The 20,422-nt window shown below is 41.1% G+C and carries 17 protein-coding genes; 6 read left to right on the top strand and 11 right to left on the bottom strand.

The window, feature by feature from the left end:
• Positions 1 to 372 precede the first annotated feature (372 nt).
• Positions 373 to 2,049, bottom strand: coding sequence for a glycerol-3-phosphate dehydrogenase/oxidase (locus ACNAN0_RS04445; RefSeq protein ID WP_416353983.1), 1,677 nt, complete (start codon positions 2,047 to 2,049; stop codon positions 373 to 375).
• A gap of 262 nt (positions 2,050 to 2,311) precedes the next feature.
• On the opposite strand from ACNAN0_RS04445, the gene ACNAN0_RS04440 reads away from it, so the two are divergent.
• Positions 2,312 to 2,875, top strand: a complete 564-nt coding sequence (locus ACNAN0_RS04440; protein WP_230913497.1) for an ECF transporter S component — start codon at positions 2,312 to 2,314, stop codon at positions 2,873 to 2,875.
• A 185-nt stretch (positions 2,876 to 3,060) separates the two neighbouring features.
• Here ACNAN0_RS04440 and ACNAN0_RS04435 read toward each other — a convergent pair whose 3' ends face one another.
• The 3 genes from ACNAN0_RS04435 to ACNAN0_RS04425 all read right to left on the bottom strand — a co-directional run bounded on the left by ACNAN0_RS04435 (position 3,061) and on the right by ACNAN0_RS04425 (position 7,757).
• Positions 3,061 to 4,536 (bottom strand): hypothetical protein, encoded by a 1,476-nt coding sequence (locus tag ACNAN0_RS04435; RefSeq protein WP_230913498.1) that lies wholly within the window; start codon positions 4,534 to 4,536, stop codon positions 3,061 to 3,063.
• 163 nt (positions 4,537 to 4,699) lie between these two features.
• Positions 4,700 to 6,619 carry a hypothetical protein gene (locus ACNAN0_RS04430; RefSeq protein ID WP_416353982.1) on the bottom strand — a complete coding sequence of 640 codons (1,920 nt, stop codon included), beginning with the start codon at positions 6,617 to 6,619 and terminating at the stop codon, positions 4,700 to 4,702.
• Positions 6,620 to 6,650: 31 nt separating this feature from the next.
• Positions 6,651 to 7,757: a hypothetical protein gene (locus ACNAN0_RS04425; protein ID WP_416353981.1), complete on the bottom strand. Its 1,107-nt coding sequence runs from the start codon at positions 7,755 to 7,757 to the stop codon at positions 6,651 to 6,653.
• A gap of 348 nt (positions 7,758 to 8,105) precedes the next feature.
• Between ACNAN0_RS04425 and ACNAN0_RS04420 the strand changes: the two genes are divergently transcribed.
• The 4 genes from ACNAN0_RS04420 (at position 8,106) to ACNAN0_RS04405 (ending at position 11,712) form a co-directional block, all read left to right on the top strand.
• Complete coding sequence (locus ACNAN0_RS04420) at positions 8,106 to 9,137, top strand: hypothetical protein (protein WP_416353980.1); 1,032 nt, start codon at positions 8,106 to 8,108, stop codon at positions 9,135 to 9,137.
• 157 nt (positions 9,138 to 9,294) lie between these two features.
• Positions 9,295 to 10,104: a transporter substrate-binding domain-containing protein gene (locus ACNAN0_RS04415; RefSeq protein WP_230913501.1), complete on the top strand. Its 810-nt coding sequence runs from the start codon at positions 9,295 to 9,297 to the stop codon at positions 10,102 to 10,104.
• 187 nt (positions 10,105 to 10,291) lie between these two features.
• Positions 10,292 to 10,978 carry an amino acid ABC transporter permease gene (locus tag ACNAN0_RS04410; RefSeq protein ID WP_230913557.1) on the top strand — a complete coding sequence of 229 codons (687 nt, stop codon included), beginning with the start codon at positions 10,292 to 10,294 and terminating at the stop codon, positions 10,976 to 10,978.
• The gene (locus ACNAN0_RS04405) at positions 10,975 to 11,712 is read left to right on the top strand and encodes an amino acid ABC transporter ATP-binding protein (RefSeq protein WP_230913502.1); all 738 of its coding nucleotides are present in this window, start codon (positions 10,975 to 10,977) and stop codon (positions 11,710 to 11,712) included. The genes ACNAN0_RS04410 and ACNAN0_RS04405 overlap by 4 nt, the downstream gene beginning before the upstream one ends.
• 84 nt (positions 11,713 to 11,796) lie before the next feature.
• Here ACNAN0_RS04405 and ACNAN0_RS04400 read toward each other — a convergent pair whose 3' ends face one another.
• The 6 genes from ACNAN0_RS04400 to ACNAN0_RS04375 all read right to left on the bottom strand — a co-directional run bounded on the left by ACNAN0_RS04400 (position 11,797) and on the right by ACNAN0_RS04375 (position 17,498).
• Positions 11,797 to 12,441: an SDR family oxidoreductase gene (locus tag ACNAN0_RS04400; protein ID WP_230913503.1), complete on the bottom strand. Its 645-nt coding sequence runs from the start codon at positions 12,439 to 12,441 to the stop codon at positions 11,797 to 11,799.
• A gap of 42 nt (positions 12,442 to 12,483) precedes the next feature.
• On the bottom strand, positions 12,484 to 13,467 hold the full coding sequence (locus ACNAN0_RS04395; protein WP_416353979.1) for an SLAP domain-containing protein: 984 nt from the start codon (positions 13,465 to 13,467) through the stop codon (positions 12,484 to 12,486).
• 414 nt (positions 13,468 to 13,881) lie between these two features.
• Positions 13,882 to 14,142 carry a hypothetical protein gene (locus ACNAN0_RS04390; protein ID WP_230913505.1) on the bottom strand — a complete coding sequence of 87 codons (261 nt, stop codon included), beginning with the start codon at positions 14,140 to 14,142 and terminating at the stop codon, positions 13,882 to 13,884.
• Positions 14,143 to 14,286: 144 nt separating this feature from the next.
• Positions 14,287 to 14,928 carry a TetR/AcrR family transcriptional regulator gene (locus tag ACNAN0_RS04385; RefSeq protein ID WP_230913506.1) on the bottom strand — a complete coding sequence of 214 codons (642 nt, stop codon included), beginning with the start codon at positions 14,926 to 14,928 and terminating at the stop codon, positions 14,287 to 14,289.
• A gap of 43 nt (positions 14,929 to 14,971) precedes the next feature.
• Entirely contained in the window at positions 14,972 to 16,582 is a 1,611-nt protein-coding gene (locus ACNAN0_RS04380) for an ABC transporter permease (protein WP_416353978.1), read from the bottom strand.
• 1 nt (position 16,583) lies between these two features.
• Entirely contained in the window at positions 16,584 to 17,498 is a 915-nt protein-coding gene (locus tag ACNAN0_RS04375) for an ABC transporter ATP-binding protein (protein ID WP_230913508.1), read from the bottom strand.
• A gap of 177 nt (positions 17,499 to 17,675) precedes the next feature.
• Between ACNAN0_RS04375 and ACNAN0_RS04370 the strand changes: the two genes are divergently transcribed.
• Complete coding sequence (locus tag ACNAN0_RS04370) at positions 17,676 to 18,635, top strand: zinc-binding dehydrogenase (protein WP_230913509.1); 960 nt, start codon at positions 17,676 to 17,678, stop codon at positions 18,633 to 18,635.
• Positions 18,636 to 18,897: 262 nt separating this feature from the next.
• Here the strand turns inward: ACNAN0_RS04370 and pgtP are convergent, their stop codons facing one another.
• Entirely contained in the window at positions 18,898 to 20,265 is a 1,368-nt protein-coding gene (gene pgtP, locus ACNAN0_RS04365) for a phosphoglycerate transporter protein PgtP (RefSeq protein ID WP_230913510.1), read from the bottom strand.
• Positions 20,266 to 20,422 lie beyond the last annotated feature (157 nt).

Genomic DNA, 20,422 nt, shown 5'->3' with positions numbered 1-20,422 from the left:
GCAAATAAAAAACCTACTATATCCCTTTAATTTAAGTATAGCTTATGCAGCTCTTACTTTCATGAGATATAAGTAGGTTATGCCTGATCGAATCAGTAACACGCTTAACTTATGAGATAAGTATAGCATATTTGAAACCGCTATCAACAATTAACTTGTTATTTTTGTTTCATTTGGGCTAACTGATTTCAAATTAAAAATGACTAAAAAAATAAGCGTCCCATTGTCACGCCTATTTTAATAGAAAAAGTTTCAATTTTAACGCTTTTCAACGCCAAAAATTGTCAAAATGCATCTTTTTACACTTTTATTCAAATTGTTAATTATATAAACAAACCAGACGAACACTATAATTTAAATATACTTTGTCAATTAAAATGTAGTCTTCTCTTTAAACTGTTGCCGAATGGCAATCTGATCGTCAACTTCCTGGGCCATCTTTGCTTTAGTTGCCTCGTCCCAGCCAAAATACCGTGCCATTTCAGCAACCACGGCGTCTTTTACAGCCAGCATATGTTGAAAATCAAAGAGCATTTGACTGCTGCGCCGTAACAAATAATCGATTGGATGCATAACCAGCTCTTCATCTAAGCCGTAATGCAACTGGGCATAATCCACTGGGGCTAGGTCTGTTTCAGCTGCTTGGGCCTTATCCAAATAACGATACACGGCATCCACGTTATCTCCATAACGATGCACTAGCTTTTCAGCTTGTGCCTTAGACAGACCTTTTGCTTCACCACGTTCAACCGCACCATAAATGAATACCTTGAAGCCATCGCTTCCCTTAGGATCACCGCCGGATAATGGTAAATGCTCGGTCTTAGTACCAATATAGGTATACCCTGGATACGTCGCTACGATGTCTTTTAACACCCGGTTGACAATTTTCTCTGCCATCTTACGATAACCAGTTAATTTGCCGCCAGCAATAGAATACAAACCAGAATCAGAATGGAAAATTTCATCTTTACGTGAAATCTCAGAAGGATCTTTCCCCTCTTCTTGGATCAGCGGCCGGACACCAGACCAAGCTGACTCAATATCGTCTGGTGTCAGTGGGTCAATATCAAACATGCCATTCACTGCATCAACGATATAACGCACATCTTCAGCTGTGACATTAGGTTCCTTGGGATCAGCCTCATACGTGGTATCCGTGGTACCAAAGTAAGTCTTCCCTTCTCGAGGAATGACAAACATCATGCGTTTATCCCCGAACGGTGTGTCAAAGTAGACTGCGTTGGTAACCGGAAACTTATCGTGGTCAACGACTAAATGGACACCCTTGGTTAAATGTAGATGTTTACCAGTATCAGAGCCGTCCATCTTTCGAATCTCATCCACCCATGGCCCAGCCGAATTGATCACCCGTTTGGCGTGAATGGTGCCTGTCTCACCCGTGATTTGATCCACAAATTCAGCACCGTTCACTTGTCCATTAGCGTCATAAGTCAAACCCGTAACTCGAACATAATTAGCTAAATAGACGCCTTCTTCATGGCCTTTCTTGATCGTTTCCATGACCAAACGGGCATCATCGGTGCGATATTCAACATAGACCCCTGTTCCCTTGAGACCAGCAGCCTTCAAATAAGGTTCGCGAGCAAGAGAAGCCTCTTTATTCAACATAAATTTGCGTTCACTCTTGCGTACATGAGCCAAACGATCGTAGACATCTAAGCCGATTGCGGTGGTAAAGCTGCCAAAAGTCCCACCGGCATAGAAAGGTAACATCATCTTTAAGGGCGTCGTCACATGTGGTGCATTCTCATAGACAATTGCCCGTTCCGTACCCACTTCAGCGACTTCATGAATCGCGAATTGTTTTAGATAACGTAAGCCGCCATGTACCAACTTGGTCGACCGGCTGGAAGTCCCAGAGGCAAAGTCACGCATCTCTACAAGTCCTGTCTTTAAACCGCGCGTCTGAGCATCTAAAGCAATGCCAGCTCCAGTAATGCCACCGCCAATTACTAATAGATCTAAGTCTTCAGTTTGCATCTTATTCAAATCAGTTAACCGTGTTTCGTAATTTAATTCTGTCATAAGAAGACCCCCAATAAATATTTGTTAACGCTTTCTTGTTACATATTAACAAAAAATAACATAGACGACAACTTAAAAGTCTTGAGAAGCTCAATCTAATAAAGCGTTAATCGTGTATAAAATCACAATAACCATCATAATCGCCGTTATGTTATCTATCTGACTTATAATCAATAAGTGATAACGATTTCAAAAGCACCTTGCCATTGTAATTTATCTCTCATCATTCTATAATGTATTAAATCATTGAGAAGGTGAAATTATGTCCCATCAAGGTACCCAGTTAAAATTGATCGTTCAAACCGCCTTATTTGCGGCCTTTAGTTACATTATGGCTTTATTTCAATTTCGCATCCCCGCGCCAGTCGGACACCCCTTTGTCGATCTCGGCTTTACTTTTGTTGCGCTAGGCGGATTATTATTAGGCTGGAAATATGGCACGTTAGCTGGTGTCATTGGTTTGGGTCTCTTTGACATCACCCAAGGCTATGCCAACCACGCTTATCTGACCGTCTTGGAAGTTGTCGTTTTGGTCGCGGTCGTTAGTCTTTTGGCACGGGCTTTACGCCACGTTGCCATGGTCCCAGCTATCATTACTATCGGCATTACCGCTGGACTGACGAAAGCCGTCACTGGCTACTTCCGCTATGTGGTGGAAAGTCTGGTTGATTTTGGCCTCAGTCTTTCACGGGCATTACAACAAGCTTTTGTTAGTTTCCCGGCCGATGTGATCACCGGTATCTTAATGATGATTGCTCTGCCAATCATCTATATTGCCTTACACCCATTATTAAAACGCAGTGGTCTTAGCAGTACGATTAAATAGTCATTCATACCGCAGTTAAAGAGGGCGTTGGTACAAAACAAGTGTTTTGTACCAACGCCCTCTATCTGTTTGTGAAGAATTTTAGTTCAAACGTGTTTCAAAAGGCAACACTCTTTTGTCGCGCTCTTGTTCATTTTGAAATAGTCATCACCAATTCATGTTGCTTGATACTTTAATCTAAGCCGCTAGAATATCCAGCCAAGTACAGAATGGATAGCACCGCTGACAGCATTCACAATACCATTAGCTGCTTTAATTGTTGCATCAGTTAAAGTACCAATGATGTTCTGCTTGGAAACAGAAGGTACTGTCCCACTTGGGGTATCTGTCTTTTCGTTACCCGTGCTGACAACTTTTTGTGTCGTTGTCGTTGGTGTTGTGATCCCGGCAGCAGCAGAAGCACCAGAACCATTAGCGACACTGGCATTAGCTGTGGCACCAGCAGATAAGGCGGTATCTACACCGGCAACTGCAGCAGAAGCATGTGCATCAACACTTAATGGTGTAACAACGACTTTCTTATCTGGTGTAATACCAGCAACGACCCAAACACCTAAAGGACCAACATAAACTTGAGCCCCAACCTTCCATTGCATCAAACCAAATGGTCCAGAGAAGGAAATCTCACCATGGGCTGTGGCACCTAAAATACCAACACCAGCGCCAGCTGAAACAATCGTGTAGTGGTTAGCATCTAACGCAACTTTAGCACCAGCTTCAGCATACACACCAGGTACATTCGTCTTATCAGATTTTGCAACAACATCTTTTTTGAAGTAAACATTGACATCGTTAGTTTCAGCCAACTTATCAATATTAAGTTTACCATCAGTTATTTGTTGAATGGCGCCGCCATTTACCGTGTAATGATCTGGTGTATAGTTCCAACTATCATTTGTAAAACTATTTACATCATCATAACTAAAAGCATTACCAATTTTAGTTGTGTCATCAGAAATAGTTTTTGTCATTGGTTTATCGTTAACAACAATCGGATTCCCTTTTTCATCCAAATAATTGATATTTACAGTTGCCTGCTTTGGCATATTTACATAAACATCAACTTCGGCAGTGCCTCCAGCTTCAGAATGGTTCACAACGCCTAAAGTAGTCTTGTCACTAGTAGTATCCAACTCTAAACCATCAACTGGGGTTTTAACTTCAACCTTGTTAACGTCAATAGCTTTTTCAGGCAGTTTGTACGTTAGCTTACCACTTTCATTGTATTTATAAGCATCTGAAGGCTGTAACTTACCTATTTGGTCACCAGTAGCTGCATCAATATATTTGATATTAATGGTAGAAGTTGCTGTGATCTGTTTGTAATACCCCTTAATTAACTGACTCTTAAGTGGAAAACCGTCTGGATTCACCGAATCAATCTTATAGCCTACCAATTCTGGTAGCTTTTGTAAATCAATCTTTTGTCTTGGTGTACCAGTAATATTAGTAGGTAACCCGCTTGTAACATCGGCAGGTAATGCTTGGCGACTGACACTATCAAAAGCAGCATAGTCATACTGAATTTGTTTTGCGGCAGCCATAGCAGTTGAGGATTGAACTGCACCTAATTGGCTCGGACTGCCAATACTAATCGCACCACCAACACCAAGACCTAGAGCTAATACAGCCAATAAGCTATATTTTTTAAAACTTTTCATTTTTGTTCCTCCCAGTATAATTAAAATTTATTGGAATTAGTAATAACTATTCCTATATAATTAAATTTAATCCACTTCAATAAAAAAAGCAATTGATAACCTCTGATTTTGTTAAAATAATAATAATAAATATTAATCACTAACAATGATATTTAAATTATTATTAATTAGTAGATGTTGTCATAATCCACTCAAGTTCCCCCGTATAGGTACCTTGACCCACACCGTCATTTTTATCTGTTACTGTTAGCACCGGACCGGCAGTATAAACACCATTAGTTTTCCAAGTATCCGATATTACTGCTGAGGTATCAGAACTGGTCTTGTAAATCAAAACGGAATTATCCGTAATACTCTCAGCAGTGGTACCACTCTTAGCTGGTTGGAAGGCCAAACCGTCCGGAATACTTTGGTGCGTCTGCATATTGGTTAGTGGCTTTGTAGCCTTTAAGTAAATACTTAAGTTCTTATTCGGTGTGGTGTTTTCAAACGATAACTGTCCTTGATTATCACCTTTTGTACCTTTAGGGTCATCCAGAGTTTCAGCATAGTATTGCCCTGGCATACCGATTTTATGCTGACCAAAATTAACATTCGGTACTGTTAATTTCAAATAACCTTGATCTATATAGTGATAATTAATTGTAATTGGCTTCTTAGCCGTTACACCATCAGTCTGTGTTGGAGTTAACGACCCGGAGGCATTACTTGGCGTCCCCGTCTTTTTATAATTATGGTCATCTACTGTTAACGTGTCTGGTGCATTACCAGCCGTTGCGTAAGTCCAATCAGTGGTCGCCGGGTCAAATAAATTCTTAGTACCATCAATATAATTATATGAATCACCTGCAAAAGCATAATACTGCTGCACTTTTGTGTCCGGAATTAATTTATCACTTGTATCAGTTGCCTGAACCGTTGCTTGAAGGTTGAAATAAATTGGTTTATTTACTGTAATGGTTCTTATCCGTGAAACGTAACCTGTATCATCCACCGCATAGAGGTAGAGCGTATGCCCGCCCTCTTGTGGTGTCTGTAGCTTTTGAAGATCAGAGGTATCCGTAATTTTACCAGTATACGGGGTATAGTCACTTGACACACCAGTTGCTGATAATAATTTCTTAGAGCCATCAGAATCATCCCCTGTAATATGTTTCGAGTCCAATGGCGTATCAATCGTATAGCGCACGGATACATTAGTACTATCTAAATCTTGCAAACTTACTGGCACCTCATTACGGGTGTTATCCATGCGCAAATAACTCTTATCTGCCTCTAATCCGGGAGCTAATGCTGTACCCAAATCTGCATTAAAGCCCATCACAACATTTTTCCCTGGTTTAAAGTCCCCCACATAATTCGGCGACCATTTCATCAAAATTGAGGTGTCATAGGCATTATTTTTTGTCTTGCTGCCAAAAGCAATTGTGTTTGCCTTATCAGGATCGGTGTTTGCCATACCGACATCATCTGCTTTATTAAAAATTGACCATACCTGTGATCCAGTGTCTGGATGTTTTTTGTAAAATATCCCAGTGCCATCTTCAGATACCATAAAAGCATTTGGCTGCACAGCTGCCCCATTCTGCATACTTCCGCCCGTGGGATATGTCGTAAAAGTAGTGCCCATCCACCCATCAGGCGCGAAATCACTATTAAAATTAAAAGCCACTTGATACTTATAATCACTATTTGTTAAATCTGAAGGGCGAATCACCAAACCCTCAATTTTACCATTTCGTGGTCCTGACGTACCTATGCCAGAATAACGAATGGGAACACCATCATCGGGGGAACCATCGTCATTATTGGGATGTCCTAAAGCTGTATCGTACTCACGGGTAAAATACAAGTTCGAAAGATCCTTTGTATTCGTTTGATTACCATAAATTGTTTTTGGATTTGTTACAACCTCACTCATCGCCATCTGCTGCTGATCATCCGTAGGTTTAATTGTATTCTCAACATGTAAGATAATAGGCTCATCAGTAGGCATATTATAACTGCTCAATTTATTAGGGTCTGTGATGTAGCCATCGTAACTCAAATAAATCGTATCATTATCATCAGTATCCGGCCACATGTGAATATGCTTGACATCATCAAACCCGCGGTTAGATACCCACCACCAACACTTCCACTTGATTGTAACGAACTGATATCTGCTTCCCCATTTTATTACCAATCAATAAACCCGAAGTAGTCTGATACTCGTCGTAATCATCTAGTGGTGGTTCACCACTATCCCCAAAGGTAGAGACAATTCTTGTTTTGCCACCGATAACAATATTGACATTAGGGATATCCATATTATAAGCGAATTCTGGCATTTTATGAGTTTCAGTAGTATTAGGCGTTGGATCACCATTTATATCAGTACTATTAGGTGTGTAGATATATCCATAGGCATATTGCAAAGCAATTTGATTCTTCTTCTGAGTTTCAATATTGGCATGGACTCGGTTAATATCCGGCCGCCACAAATTAAAGGTGATTTTTAACGATTGACCATTCTTGGTAACGTTATAAATCATCTTCTTACCATTATAATCTAATGCAGACATATTCTTAACTGATAGGGTCACAGCTTTATCACTAGCATTATAGTCAAAAGTTACATCACTGCTGGATAATTCACTTGCTGGATCTAACTTAAAATCGCTACTAGTCAGTTTCCCTGGCTCAGTCCCACCAGGATTAAGATCGGTAGTGGCTGTGCCACTAGTTGCAGCTGACGCAAACTTAACCGCCACTGACCCAGTATTAGTGCCTGTTGGTACCACATCAATATAACTTTGTGCTGGTGTCGTCGCTGCCGCAGCCATAGTCATGAAGTTCGTGAAACCACTAGTAGTCAGTGATTGGTTGGCGTTTTGTGTCGGAATCGTATTGGCTAGTGCTGGACTTAGGGCTGTTTGTGAAACCACATTAGGATTGATTTCGGGATGCAGTGTCTTTAAGAACCATACTTGTTTGGCGCTTGGTAAATTAACGAATTGTTGGGCAGAATATGGCGTCCCCACGATAGCCTGATACACCCATGCCGGATAAGCACTAGTCGCTGCTTTTTTTGTGTTATTCTTAACTGTTGTTGTCGTTGGCTGATCACTAGCCGCAAACGCGCGTACATTTGACTGTGCAAAAGGCATCACAAAAATACCCAAAAAAGCTAATAATAATACCAACGGTGCATGGTTATCATTACGCCGTGTTGAATCCATGATAATGGTCTCCCCCTAGAATGAAAAACTAAAAACCCACTTTTTAGAAATACGTTTTGGTTTGTTTTAAATTTTGTTTGTGATTTAAATCTAAAATTATTTATTTTTAAAAGACTATCAAACTAATTTACAGCTCTTTTAAATATTATTCAATTCTATTATATCGAAGCTAGTCAAAACAACGGCACCAATTTCGGATAATAATTATATATTTATTTGAATATTAGTAAGATATATAAATTAAATTCCCAATTTGTGACTATTTTATATTGCTCAGGGCGAATACCCATACAGATCAATGGAATCATGATATACTTTAAGTCAGTAAATACTTATTGGGGTCTTAATATGAAGCGACAGCAACGATCAAATAATCGGTCACGACAAACCAAAGCAAAAAAAACAGCGCCAATAGCAGCAACCAGTCGGGGTGATCGCCGCCAAATCAAACCAAAGCGACCTAAAAAGCGTTTTTTCAAGCACGTCTGGGTTTGGTGTTTGCTTGGCCTGCTTCTTTTTGGCGTACTTTTTTCACTGATGACCACATTAAAGACCAGCAGCCAGGAAACTACGGCAACAAATACCCCGCAAACCACTTTACAATTAGATCGAACCCAATTTTTAACAAACAAACATGGTGTTGCTACCGTGACTGGTAAAGGTGCAGCCGCTGCAACCATTTATGTAGATAATCAAAAACAAACAACTGTCAATAAACATGGTAAATTTCATTTCAAATATAAGTTAGACACGCCACAGACGCAAACGATCCAAGTGACTGCTCGGAGTTTTGTCGGCACAACGCAAAGTAAACAAGCAGCTGTTGTGCCAAGTCGCGTCTATCTTGAATATTTAAATAAATCGGCAGGCCGGTCCAGTAATCGGGTGAATTCCAGTTCAAGTAATAGCGCTACAATGCCTGATACTGGCAGTGACTCGGCTGCACAATCGAGTAATAGTGCACCCGCACCAGATGATCAGCAAGCTGCAAGTCAAGATAAATCTGCCGATAACGGACACAGTCCCTTGGCAGCGACTAAAACAATCAATTTTGAATTTGATAGTACGACAATCACTACTGTGGAAACACAGGTCGATAATGGGCAAGTCAAAGTTATTCTTAATTGGGTCAATAAGGCCAATCAGCAAGCACCAACATTCAATAGCCTCATTTCAAGCGTAGCTGTATCACAAAATGGACAAAGTCTAGACAATGTTCAAAACGATGATACGAATACGAATCAACTACCGCAATTTCAAAATACAGTTGGGGCCACGATCCCTATCACCCTTTTGTTTAAATTAACAAATAGCAATGACCCACTTACGATCACGATCACGCCTAAAGACGTTCCCGCTCAAACTGTTCAAATACCTTAACTTATAGCAGTTGCCAGCAGACGTGCAAAACACACTTAATGCCCAATCTTAAAGCTTTGTTCCCCTGGCTTTATATTGACAATAAGTTAGTAAAATGGTAATTTTTAACATGTCTGTATTTCTGAATTAAATAACTTTTTAAGGGTGACTATATAATATGAAGAAATTTTCCAAAGTACTGGGTTTACTGACAGCAAGTTTGGGGCTAGCCTTGATCTTAGGTGCTTGTGGCAATCAGCAAGCTGGCGGTAAAACCGACAGTGTCAGCTCTGAATTAAAAACTAAAGGTGAATTGACCATTGGTTTAGAAGGTACTTTTGCACCATACTCCTATCGTGACAACGGCAAACTGACCGGTTTTGAAGTAGATCTAGGTAAGGCAGTCGCTAAAAAGCTTGATCTGAAAGCTAAATTTGTGCCTACCAAATGGGACTCATTGATCGCTGGTTTAGGCAGTAAAAAGTTTGATGCCGTTTTGAACAACATTACTGTGACACCGGCACGCCAAAAACAATATATTTTCTCCACGCCATATATTTATTCACGGACTTTCTTAATCACTAAGTCGGATAACACTACCATTAAATCGGTCAATGACTTGAAGAATCGAAAAGTTGCCGTGGGAACTGGCACAGAGAATGAAACGAATGCCCAAAAATATGGGGCTAAGATCGTCCCTTCTAATGCTTTTGAGAACTCTTTAGCCCTCGTGCGTCAAGGCCGCGCTGAAGCAACCTTGAACTCTCGTGAAGCATTCTTGGCTTACAGCAAAGAAAACGGATCAAAAGGCTTGAAACATCAATTAGTTCCAGAAGATAAGATCCCAGCCGCTAAAGTTTCAATCATGTACAATAAGCAGTCGAAGACTTTGCAAAAGAAAGTCAATACAGCATTGAAACAATTGCGTGAAGATGGTACTTTGAAGAAGTTATCTGTTAAGTACTTTGGGGCTGATATTACCAAATAATGAGTTCATTATATTTATTCTAAATATTTGATAGCAAACATTCAGCGACCAAACGCTAATCTGAAAACTTGAATTAAAGGATTCATTCAAGTATGGCAGATTAAGTATGGTCGCTGTCTTTTGAAACAAAGCAATTAAAGCAACTTAAATTAGTTCATTGGAGGCGATTTTGGTGTTACATACGATTATGACGTCACTGCCAGATTTGATCAAAGCTGGCGCAGAATACACCATTCCTTTAGCCATTATTTCCTTTGTGTTTGGCTTACTATTAGCCATTCTCACTGCGGTGGTTAAACTGATCCCTAAACCACAGTCGAACTTTGCGGCTTTCTGGTGGCAGATCTTACAGGCAATTTTTTCTTTCTATGTTTGGTTATTCCGGTCGACCCCGTTGTTGGTTCAACTATTTATTATCTTCTTTGGCTTACCCAATGCAGGGGTTCAACTACCTGCCTTTCTTGCGGCCATTATTACATTCTCTCTAAACACGGGGGCCTATGCTTCAGAAACAATTCGTGCCTCGATCAATTCTGTGCCGAAAGACCAATGGGAAGCAGCCTATACATTAGGCATGACCAGTACGCAAGTTTTACGAAAAATTATCTTTCCACAAGCCATGCGCATTGCGATCCCGCCCCTTTCCAATTCTTTTATTGGCCTCGTAAAAGATACATCGTTGGCAAGTTCAATTACCATTTTGGAAATGTTCACCGTTAGCCAGCAAATTACGGCCAAAAACTACCAACCGTTATTGATGTATTCCATCGTTGCTGTTCTTTATGCTATCATTTGTTCGGTATTGACTTGGCTGCAGCATTATCTTGAAAAACGGACCTCCAAGTATGTCTCCAAAGAAGGTGTGATGAATTGATCCGATTAGAACATGTAGACAAACGTTTCCAACAGCACCATGCCTTAAAAGATGTCTCCCTTGATTTTCCGGAGAATCAAACTACAGTCATCATTGGCCCATCCGGTTCGGGTAAATCTACTCTATTGCGCGCAATCAATCTGTTAGAGCATCCTGAAACAGGCCATTTAAAATTTGATGACTTAGACGTGGATTTCAGCAAACCATTAACGAATAAAGTTAAGTTTGCTGTACGCCGTAAGTCAGGTATGGTTTTTCAGAATTGGAACTTATTTCCACATCTAACCGTTTTAGAGAATATCACGGAGGGCCCGCGCGTTGTTTTGCATCAGTCCAAGGCTAAAAGCGAACAACGTGCCCAAGAACTACTTAAACTGGTGGGGCTGCCAGATACTGGTAAACGGTACCCCAATCAACTTTCTGGTGGTCAACAACAGCGTATCTCTATTTGTCGAGCTTTAGCTATGGATCCAGAGTATATTTTGTTAGATGAACCAACTAGTGCCCTAGATCCCGAACTAGAAACTCAAGTACTCCGAGTCTTAAAAGATTTAGCGGCGCAACACCAAGCAATGATCGTGGTCACCCATAACATGGATTTTGCCCGTTTGGTCGCTGATCGAATCGTCTTCTTTGAAGATGGTGAAGTACTATATGATGGTGCTGCCAAAGCATTTTTCGCAGCACCATCGGGTCGAATCAAACAATTCTTAGAAGCCATTACTTTGGGATAACCACATTACAACACCTACCATAAAAAAGAGTCTAAAAACAAAGCATCCGTTTTGTTTTTAGACTCTTTTAGTTTGTGAACAATTTTAATTTAAAACATTTACTAGTGGTTCACTGCCATTGAAAATATCATATTCCTGCCGAATCGTACTTGGTGTTCCAAGTGCAGTCACGATAAAATTAGCGACATCAGCGCGGGCAATCGTATTATGTTCAGCCGTTAAAGTTCTTGGCCCTACAAAATACCGTTTGGTTTCATTATCATCTGTCAAAATACCTGGACGAACGATCGTATAATTTAACCCAGAAGTCTTCAATACCCGGTCAGCGTAATACTTGGCTGCCATATATGGTCGAATGACATCGCCCCAAGTTGCTCGGTGGTTGCTAGCTGCTGAACTGACAATGACAAATCGACGGCTGCCAGCTGTCTTTGCGGCTTCCATCGCTTTAACTGCACCATCTAAATCAATCAATAAAGTCATGTCATCGCCGGTACTGCCACCAGATCCAGCGGTAAAAACAACAGCATCCATGCCTTGCAATGTCTGTGCTAAAGCTGACACATCAGCTAACAGGTCCACATGAACAGGTGTCGCACCCAATGATTTGATTGTCTGGGCTTGAGTTTCATCACGAATACCCGCAAACACCTCATAGCCAGCCTGTTGTAGCTTTGGTAATAACAACTGTCCCACTTTACCGTGGGCTCCGATTACAAATACCTTCATCAAATGGCCTCCTAAATTAAGATTACCCTTTAATTGTAACCTTTAATAGGATAATTGACCATTATGTGCATTCAACCATTGGTTAGGCCCAACTTCAGCCCAACTGGTTCCATTCACGGTCGTTAAACGGCTGACATGCCAAGCAGTCCCATTTAATAATGAACGGCCAATCGATGTGCCGCCTAATTGGGCAGGACCATTATAAATATTCGCATTAGATGTTAAAGTTAGTGTCGCTGAAATGTTATTCTCATTCACGGTCACAACATCGGGATTGGCTTGGTTCAGATCTGTCACAACGGTTGTAGAACTGATCCATTGATTCTCGCCGAGCTCATACCATAAAGTACCATTGACCCGTTGTGCAGCCAATACTTTCCAGCGCGTATCGGGATTCAAAAAGCTAACGATCTGACCATTTGGAGCGGTGCGTAAATTGGCACCGGTAAAACTAATCTTTACAATCCCTGAAGCTGAAATACCGGTTTGATCTGAAGGATTCATGTTAGGTGTTTCAGGTGTATTGGTACTCGGAACTTTCAACCACTGGCTAGCACCGACTTCATACCAAGTCGAACCATCTGCGGTTTGTTGTTGACTGCCATAACGCCATTGACTGCCAGCAGGCAACGTTTGTCCCGTCGCAGAACCATTGATAGCATTATAAACAACAGCGTTATCACCAGCTGTAACAATCCCATTATTGGTAGTTGGTGTTGTTGTATGATTCTGATTTTGACTTGGTGTTGTTGGTGCGTCCTTGACTTTCAAAACATAATCATTGATCCAAACATTTTGACCAATTTCATACCATACGCCACTGCCTGAAACAGATACCCGTTGTCCCACTTGCCACTCAGATTTATTAGGTAACGTCCGGCCACTGATCACTTTGCCATTTGGGGCATCATAAACATAGACCGATCCATCGCCCATCGGATTGTCAACCACACCGATCTGAGTAGCTGCCTTAGCATGATGATTATTCGCAAAAAAACCACCGAAAGTTGCACTTAATAAAATCAATGCTGAAATGAGCACCCGTTGAAGTTTACGATTTTTTTCACAATTGTCCTCCAAATTTGTTTAACGTTTAATTATTACTTATAATTATAGCCGTAACGGAAAAGAATTTAAGTATTTTTATAAAAACTTAAAGAAACCTAATAATGCTATTAAAACATTTTTCTTGCTGTTCTTGTGGTTCGCTGTTATATTTTAGATGGAATCAAGGTGGCTAGCCTACTAAAAAGTACTTCTGATTCCACTTCGCCCAGCAGGCTTTATAAATACAATCACTCAAATTAAAGTAGTTTCAATTTGAATTTGCTTATTTGCTTATGTGTATTTTAGTAACTGTCAATCACCCAAAAGCATTCGGCTTTGAGGCCTCACATGTGAACGGATTATGATTCATTTCACTGCCTGCTGGGCCTTTTTTTATGCCCGAAAATAATAACGGTTCAAGTGTTGTGCTAATGTATGTACTTCTTCAAAAGTTAAACTTGGCGCTGCATTAAAAATAAACTGCGCAAAGCCCTCTGCGTGCGCCCGATAATTTAGTGAAGTCAATAGATGGCTTTCGTGATCGATTCGCCGATATAACCGCAATAGCCCCGATGCTTGCACATACAAAAAGATCTCTTTAGTCAAGAAAATACGATTTTCTTCCAAGAGATCTATTTTTTTAAAACGATTCATAGATACACGCCCTCCCTAAACTGATAGTTCCTATTATACGAACGCTTGTTCAGTTAGGTCAAGGCAGATTAAAAATATTTAACATATTTCCAATAATTAAGGTGCTGCTTTTTTAATTACTGGCACAAAGTACCGTGGGAACAGTCAGTGGGCGATGATACCATGTTCCATCATGTCCATATAGCTTTCAATTCGTTGAATAAGCTCTGACATATCCGCCAGCGTTTTAACCTGGGGATGTGCCTGCATATATTCTTGGGTGATCTGGCTGATCTGATTGATGAAGAGCTGCAAAAACGTCTTAACATCAGCTGGATCTAATTCAGGCCGCAAATTTAGCCGCTTAATGACCGGATCTACTAGATTGTTGACATTAGCTTTTGCCCATTGGTCAAAGATGTCAAAAACCTGCTGCCGTAATTCTACTGGGATCTGGTTATCTTGTCGATAAACAGCTAGTAACAAAGTAAATTCATCAGGATATTGTTGGGCTAATTCAAGCTTATATTGCGTGGCTTGGATGATCATATGCACCAAATCAGGTGCGTCACGCCAGACATCAAAATCAGCAACTTGAACCATTGTTGTCAATGCCTGATTGACTGTTTGAATATATAGATTCTTTTTATGACTGAAATATCGAAAGATCAATCCCTTAGAAACCCCGGCCTCAGCAGCAATTTGATCCGTACTGGCTCGATCAAAACCATGAACCGCAAATTCATGTAAAGCGGCCTTCAAAATCGCTTGTACTTTCTTAGGATCCTGGGGTAAACGTTTGGCCATATTTTCACCTCAATTTATTTTAACATCTATTGCCGCCAACTAGTCAATCTTGTAGATCACGATGACGGTAACCAATCAAGCCTAATACTATCACAACTAGGCCAAATGAAAGTACCGCCATGCTTCGACTGATATTGATCGTGTGCAGCGGAATCTGATCAAACCAATGAAACGGCGACAAATTTAAGGCCCAGTGGGGTAAATTCAATAGACGGCCAAAGTAAGTAATGACAAAACTGCCGCCTAAGATAAACCAGATAAGTTGCCGGCCCAGCAGCAGCCAACCGATCGCAACCGCAGCAATAGCTAAAAAGCCCCAACTAATGGGTAACATCGCCAACCATACTTTTGCAAAATAGTGAAAAGCTAATGGCTGTGTTAAGACTTGATTTGCTGCAAGCATCGTACCCATTAAAGCAACAAAGATCAGACTGGCTGTTAAGACCAGCGCAAACCCCAAGTAAACCCAATATAATCGAGCACGGGTGATTGTCCGTGTGTGTACCAATTGTAAATAGCCCTTCCGTTCATCTGTGTACAGATGATTTAAGCAAAAGGTGCCAGCAATACTGGCTAGAACCGTAAAAATAACACCTAAAAGGTTCATAAAATGGAGCAGCTGTAAATGAGCAAGATGGTGCATGCCAGTTGTACCTAGCACTTGCTGAACGACGGGCGACTGATTCACGATCTGGCCTAATGTATCAAAAATCGAACCGTAACTCACACCAAGCAAGCATAAACCTAATAACCAAAATAGACTTGTTGTCCGTTGCTGCCACAATAATAACGTTAAGGGCCCCCGTAAAAATCGACTCCGCTGATGTCCAGCATGTTCTGGTAAAATACCAGTGCCTGAATCTCGATGGGCATTTAAACAAAACGCTAAAATCAAAGCACCGCCGCCTAAAACAATGAGCAGACCCAGGGGCAGCCAATGATTTTGTGTATAAATTGCACTTTTTTCTATCCAGCCTAAAGGTGATAACCAAGTCCAATCTGAGTTTTGAACATCGGTCAGCATGCGAATAACATAAGCTAAGCCCAAAAAAGCATACCCATAAATATTAGCTGTATGACTATCAACAACCAACTGAGCAAAGACAAGCGTGATCATGCCAAAAGCCCACCCAACTGCTGCTAACGTCAAAGCAAACAACCAATTGCCTTCAAGATCACTACCTGGCATGGCAGCTAATGTCGTGCCCAAGCCAGTGATCAATGCAAAGCTTCCATCAACAATTGTTAATTCCAACGCCGCTGCATTTAAAGGCGCTAAACGGCCGACTGGATAGCCGCCAAGGATCAACTCTGTTAAGCCAGCACTTTCTTGGGTGCGGCTGGCGTTGATGGCTAATGATAGATTACAAATGATTAAAAATAAACTCCAAAAAATCAACATTTCTGTGGCAAAAATTGTCGCTGTGGTTAACGTGCCACCTTTGGGTACAGGCCCGAACAAAGCAATCATAGCTGGAGCGCGTAACGTGCGCGCAATAGTTTCAATCTGAGCCGTAGTACCATAAAGCGTCTTAAATTTGGCGGCAACTGTAATAAATAGACCGCTTAAAACGATTATCCAAATGAGAATCTTAATCCGGTCACGACGCAAATTTGCCCGTAAAACTAAGCTAGACTGTAACAATTGCCGCATTTTAAACACCTGCCTTTATTTGATTCGTATCATAGTAACGTAAGAATAAAGCTTCCAAAGTCGGCGGTGTGGTTCTTAAAGTTTGGATCTGCTGCTGCGTCAAATAACTTAAAACGGTATTCATAGCTGTATCAGCTACCAAAAATTCAGCACTTGTTTTTGTTTGATTTTTGAAATGTACTTGATGGACATGCGCCTGCTGCGTCAACTCAAGCATTGGCTTGGCTGTTGTTACGGTGACCTGATTACGTGTCAAATGCTGCATCTCTGCTAATGAACCCGCTTCAATAATTTCACCTTGACGGATGATCGCAATTTGATCGCCCATTTTCTCTACTTCAGATAGAATGTGACTGGACAACAAGATACTCCGACCTTGAGCTTTTAACTGAGCCACCTGTTGTTGAAAAACCATTTCATTTAAAGGGTCTAAGCCAGAAGTCGGTTCATCAAAAATATATAGAGGGACATCTGCTGCTAGTGCCGCAATTAAGGCAACTTTTTGTCGATTGCCTTTTGAATACGTTCGATTCTTTTTGCGCACATCTAAACCAAATGCTTGAATCAACTGATCAGTCCGCTGGTTATGGGTCCGTTTAGCCATACGCAATAATAAATCGATGGTCTGCCCCCCAGTAAGATTCGGCCAAAGATAAACATCTCCAGGCACATAGGCCAACTGCTGATGAATCGTGACCGCATTTTGCCAGGCGTCTTGTCCAAACACCTGGACTTGACCAGCGGTAGGCTTGATCAGTCCTAGAATCGTTCGAATAGTCGTTGACTTTCCGGCACCATTAGGACCAATAAAACCTAGCACCTCACCCTCATTTAATTGTAGGTTGATGTCTTTTAATGCTGTAAATTTACCAAATTGCTTTTGCAAGTGCTGAATCTCAATCACATGAGCCATCACATTTGGCCTCCTAGTTTGCTTCTACCAATTACTTAAAAAATACACTTCTATGTGAATCCAACTGTATTATAGACTTAATGACTAATAAGTCAATAACCAGCCAGTCATTATTAAAGATAAGCCCAAAATTTTTAAGTGGTATGATGAACCTATGTCAAAAACAAAGAAGGTATCGGAATGAAAGCTCTCTATTTCAATACATTTGGTGGGGCTGATGTCCTAACTTATAGTGATTTACCCACGCCAACAATTGGTACTCAAGATTATTTGGTCAAAATGCACTATATCGGTCTTAACTTTGCCGATATTTATCGTCGCCGCGGTAATTATCACCTCGAACCGCACACACCCTATATAGACGGTTATGAAGGTGTAGGTGAAATCGTAGCGATAGGGTCAGGGGTCGCAAATAATCAAGCTGCCATTGGTCAGCTGATTCTATTTGTTGACGTGCCCTTAGCCAATGCTGAATATGTTGTTGTCCCAAGTAATCATGCCATTTTTTTGCCACCAGAAATCAAGCCTGAACTTGCTGCAAGCATTGGTTTGCAGGGCCTAACAGCCGACTTTTTAGCCCACGATCTCGGGAAAAATCAAGCTGGCGCTAAAGTATTTATCACTGGTATTAGCGGCGGTGTCGGGCAAATTCTTTCCCAAATGCTGATTGCTGACGGCATCGATGTTTATGGTGCCGCATCCACACCCCAAAAGCGGCAACTAGCCCTTAATCATGGTGTTAAAGCCGTATTTCCAAGCCGACAAACCGATTGGCAATCTAACTGGACCAATCAATTTGACACCGTTTATGACGGTGTCGGCGTGACAATCCCCACCAGCTTAAAACTCATTCACCAACGGGGAAAAGTCGTATTTTTTGGCATGGCCGGTGGGCAACCGCCAAAAGTAGACCTGGTCACATTGCTCAACCAGTCTAAAAGTATTCTAACTGGTGATCTCTGGCACTTTTTAACGAGTTTTGAGATCCGGCAACAACGCAGTCACCGCTTATTTCAATATTTCATAGATCATAAAATCAAAATTACCGCCCCAACGATCTTACCGCTAGCCGATGGTAAAAAAGGACATGAACTATTAGAATCAGGTAAAAGCACCGGAAAAATCTTATTTAAAATCTAGAGTGCGAGAAAGGGCGTTTAGCGACTGAGCATTAACAAGAATGGTGACAAATGGCGTTCCTGCCATTGGAGACATTCGATGTTAAGCAAAGTCGTTGCCCTTTTTAGCGCGTTTAAAACACAGTGCGAGAATCATCGGGTGGTTTTTGAATACATTTAAACCAAAAATTTCCGTAAATAAATAGGTGGTACAAAACATTTGCTTAGTATCACCTATTTTTATCTATATTTTAATTTGAAATACCCCTATGAAGCGGTTGCGTTTACGCTTTATGATGTTGTGCCTGAACTTCTTGACCACGAATCCGCCAAGTTAAAGCAAACATGACAGCGGCTAAAAGACTTGCAATTAAAATCAAAGTAAACCCAGCTTGCCAACCAAACCAATCCACGGTATAGCCAATAATGGCATTAGCCGAAAATGAGCCAAAGAAGTAGCCAAATAGACCTGTCAAACCGGCAGCAGTCCCGGCTGCTTTTTTAGGCACAAGGTCTAACGCCTGCAGTCCAATCAACATAACTGGCCCATAAATCCAAAAACCGATCATGATCAAGGCAAAATTGATCAACCATAGATTCGTGGCATTCATGTATAGAACTACAAAGCCAGATACGACTAACATGAATACAAAACCGGCTGGACCACGCCGACCTTTAAAGACTTTATCTGAAAGCCACCCGGCAATCAATGTCCCTGGTATGCCAGCTATTTCGTACCAGAAATAAGACCAGCTGGAATTAGCTAACGTGATATGCTTCACTTCGGTCAAATAAGTTGGCGCCCAATTTTCAACCCCATAACGAACTAAATAAACAAAAATATTAGCAATGGCAATGACCCAGATCCATTTGTTGTTGAGCACGTAACGGAATAAGATTTCTTTAGTTGTCAGTTCCTTTTCAAACAGTTGATGTTCTTCATTGGGATAATCGTTGCGGTAAGCTTCGATTGGCGGTAAGCCAACCGATTCCGGCGTGTCTCGAATCAATAAAAAAGCAATTGCAGCAACGACAACACCAATAATTGCCGGTAGAATAAAGGCCCCGTGATATGACTTTATACCGCCAAATGCAAAGAAAGTGCCCACCATAGCGATGCCCGCCGTGGCGATGGGCGCCATAAAGCCACCACCGACATTATGAGCTACATTCCAAATCGCCGTTTTACTGCCCCGTTCATTAATCGAATACCAATGGACCAAGACACGGCCAGACGGCGGCCAACCCATCCCCTGAAACCAGCCAAGTAAGAACAGAACAACAAACATCACAGTAATGCTTGAAGTTAGAAACGGAATAAAGCCAAAAGCAAAATTGACCAAAGCGGCTAATAGTAGCCCTAATGGGAGGAAAATACGAGCATTGCTTTGATCCGAAACGATCCCCATCACAAATTTACTGATCCCATAAGCTAATGAGACCGCCGATAATGCCAAGCCCAATTGCCCCTTGGAAAAGCCTTCCTGAGTCAACTGGGGAATCGCCAGTGAAAAATTATTGCGCAATAAATAATAGCCGGCGTAACCAATGAAAATACCTAAGAATACTTGCAGCCGTAATCGCTTATAAGTTTGATCCACCTTATCTGCAGATACCTTAGTCGTCGCAATATGCGGCTTTAATAATTGCATAAAACTCACCCTCACTCTATTGGTATAAACGGAAACTTATCATAAAGAAAGCGCTTCCTGAAATATCATAGCAATCTCTTTTGGCGATAGCAACTAATTGGTCTCAGTAAACAAGAAAAGCGGCCGCAAACAAAAGATTTCTTTTGTCGCAGTCGCT

The sequence above is a fragment of the Agrilactobacillus fermenti genome (genome assembly GCF_047943045.1).
Taxonomy (GTDB): Bacteria; Bacillota; Bacilli; order Lactobacillales; family Lactobacillaceae; genus Agrilactobacillus; species Agrilactobacillus fermenti.
The sequence above is the reverse complement of the archived record's forward strand: the minus strand, read 5'-3'. Positions and strand labels throughout refer to the sequence as shown.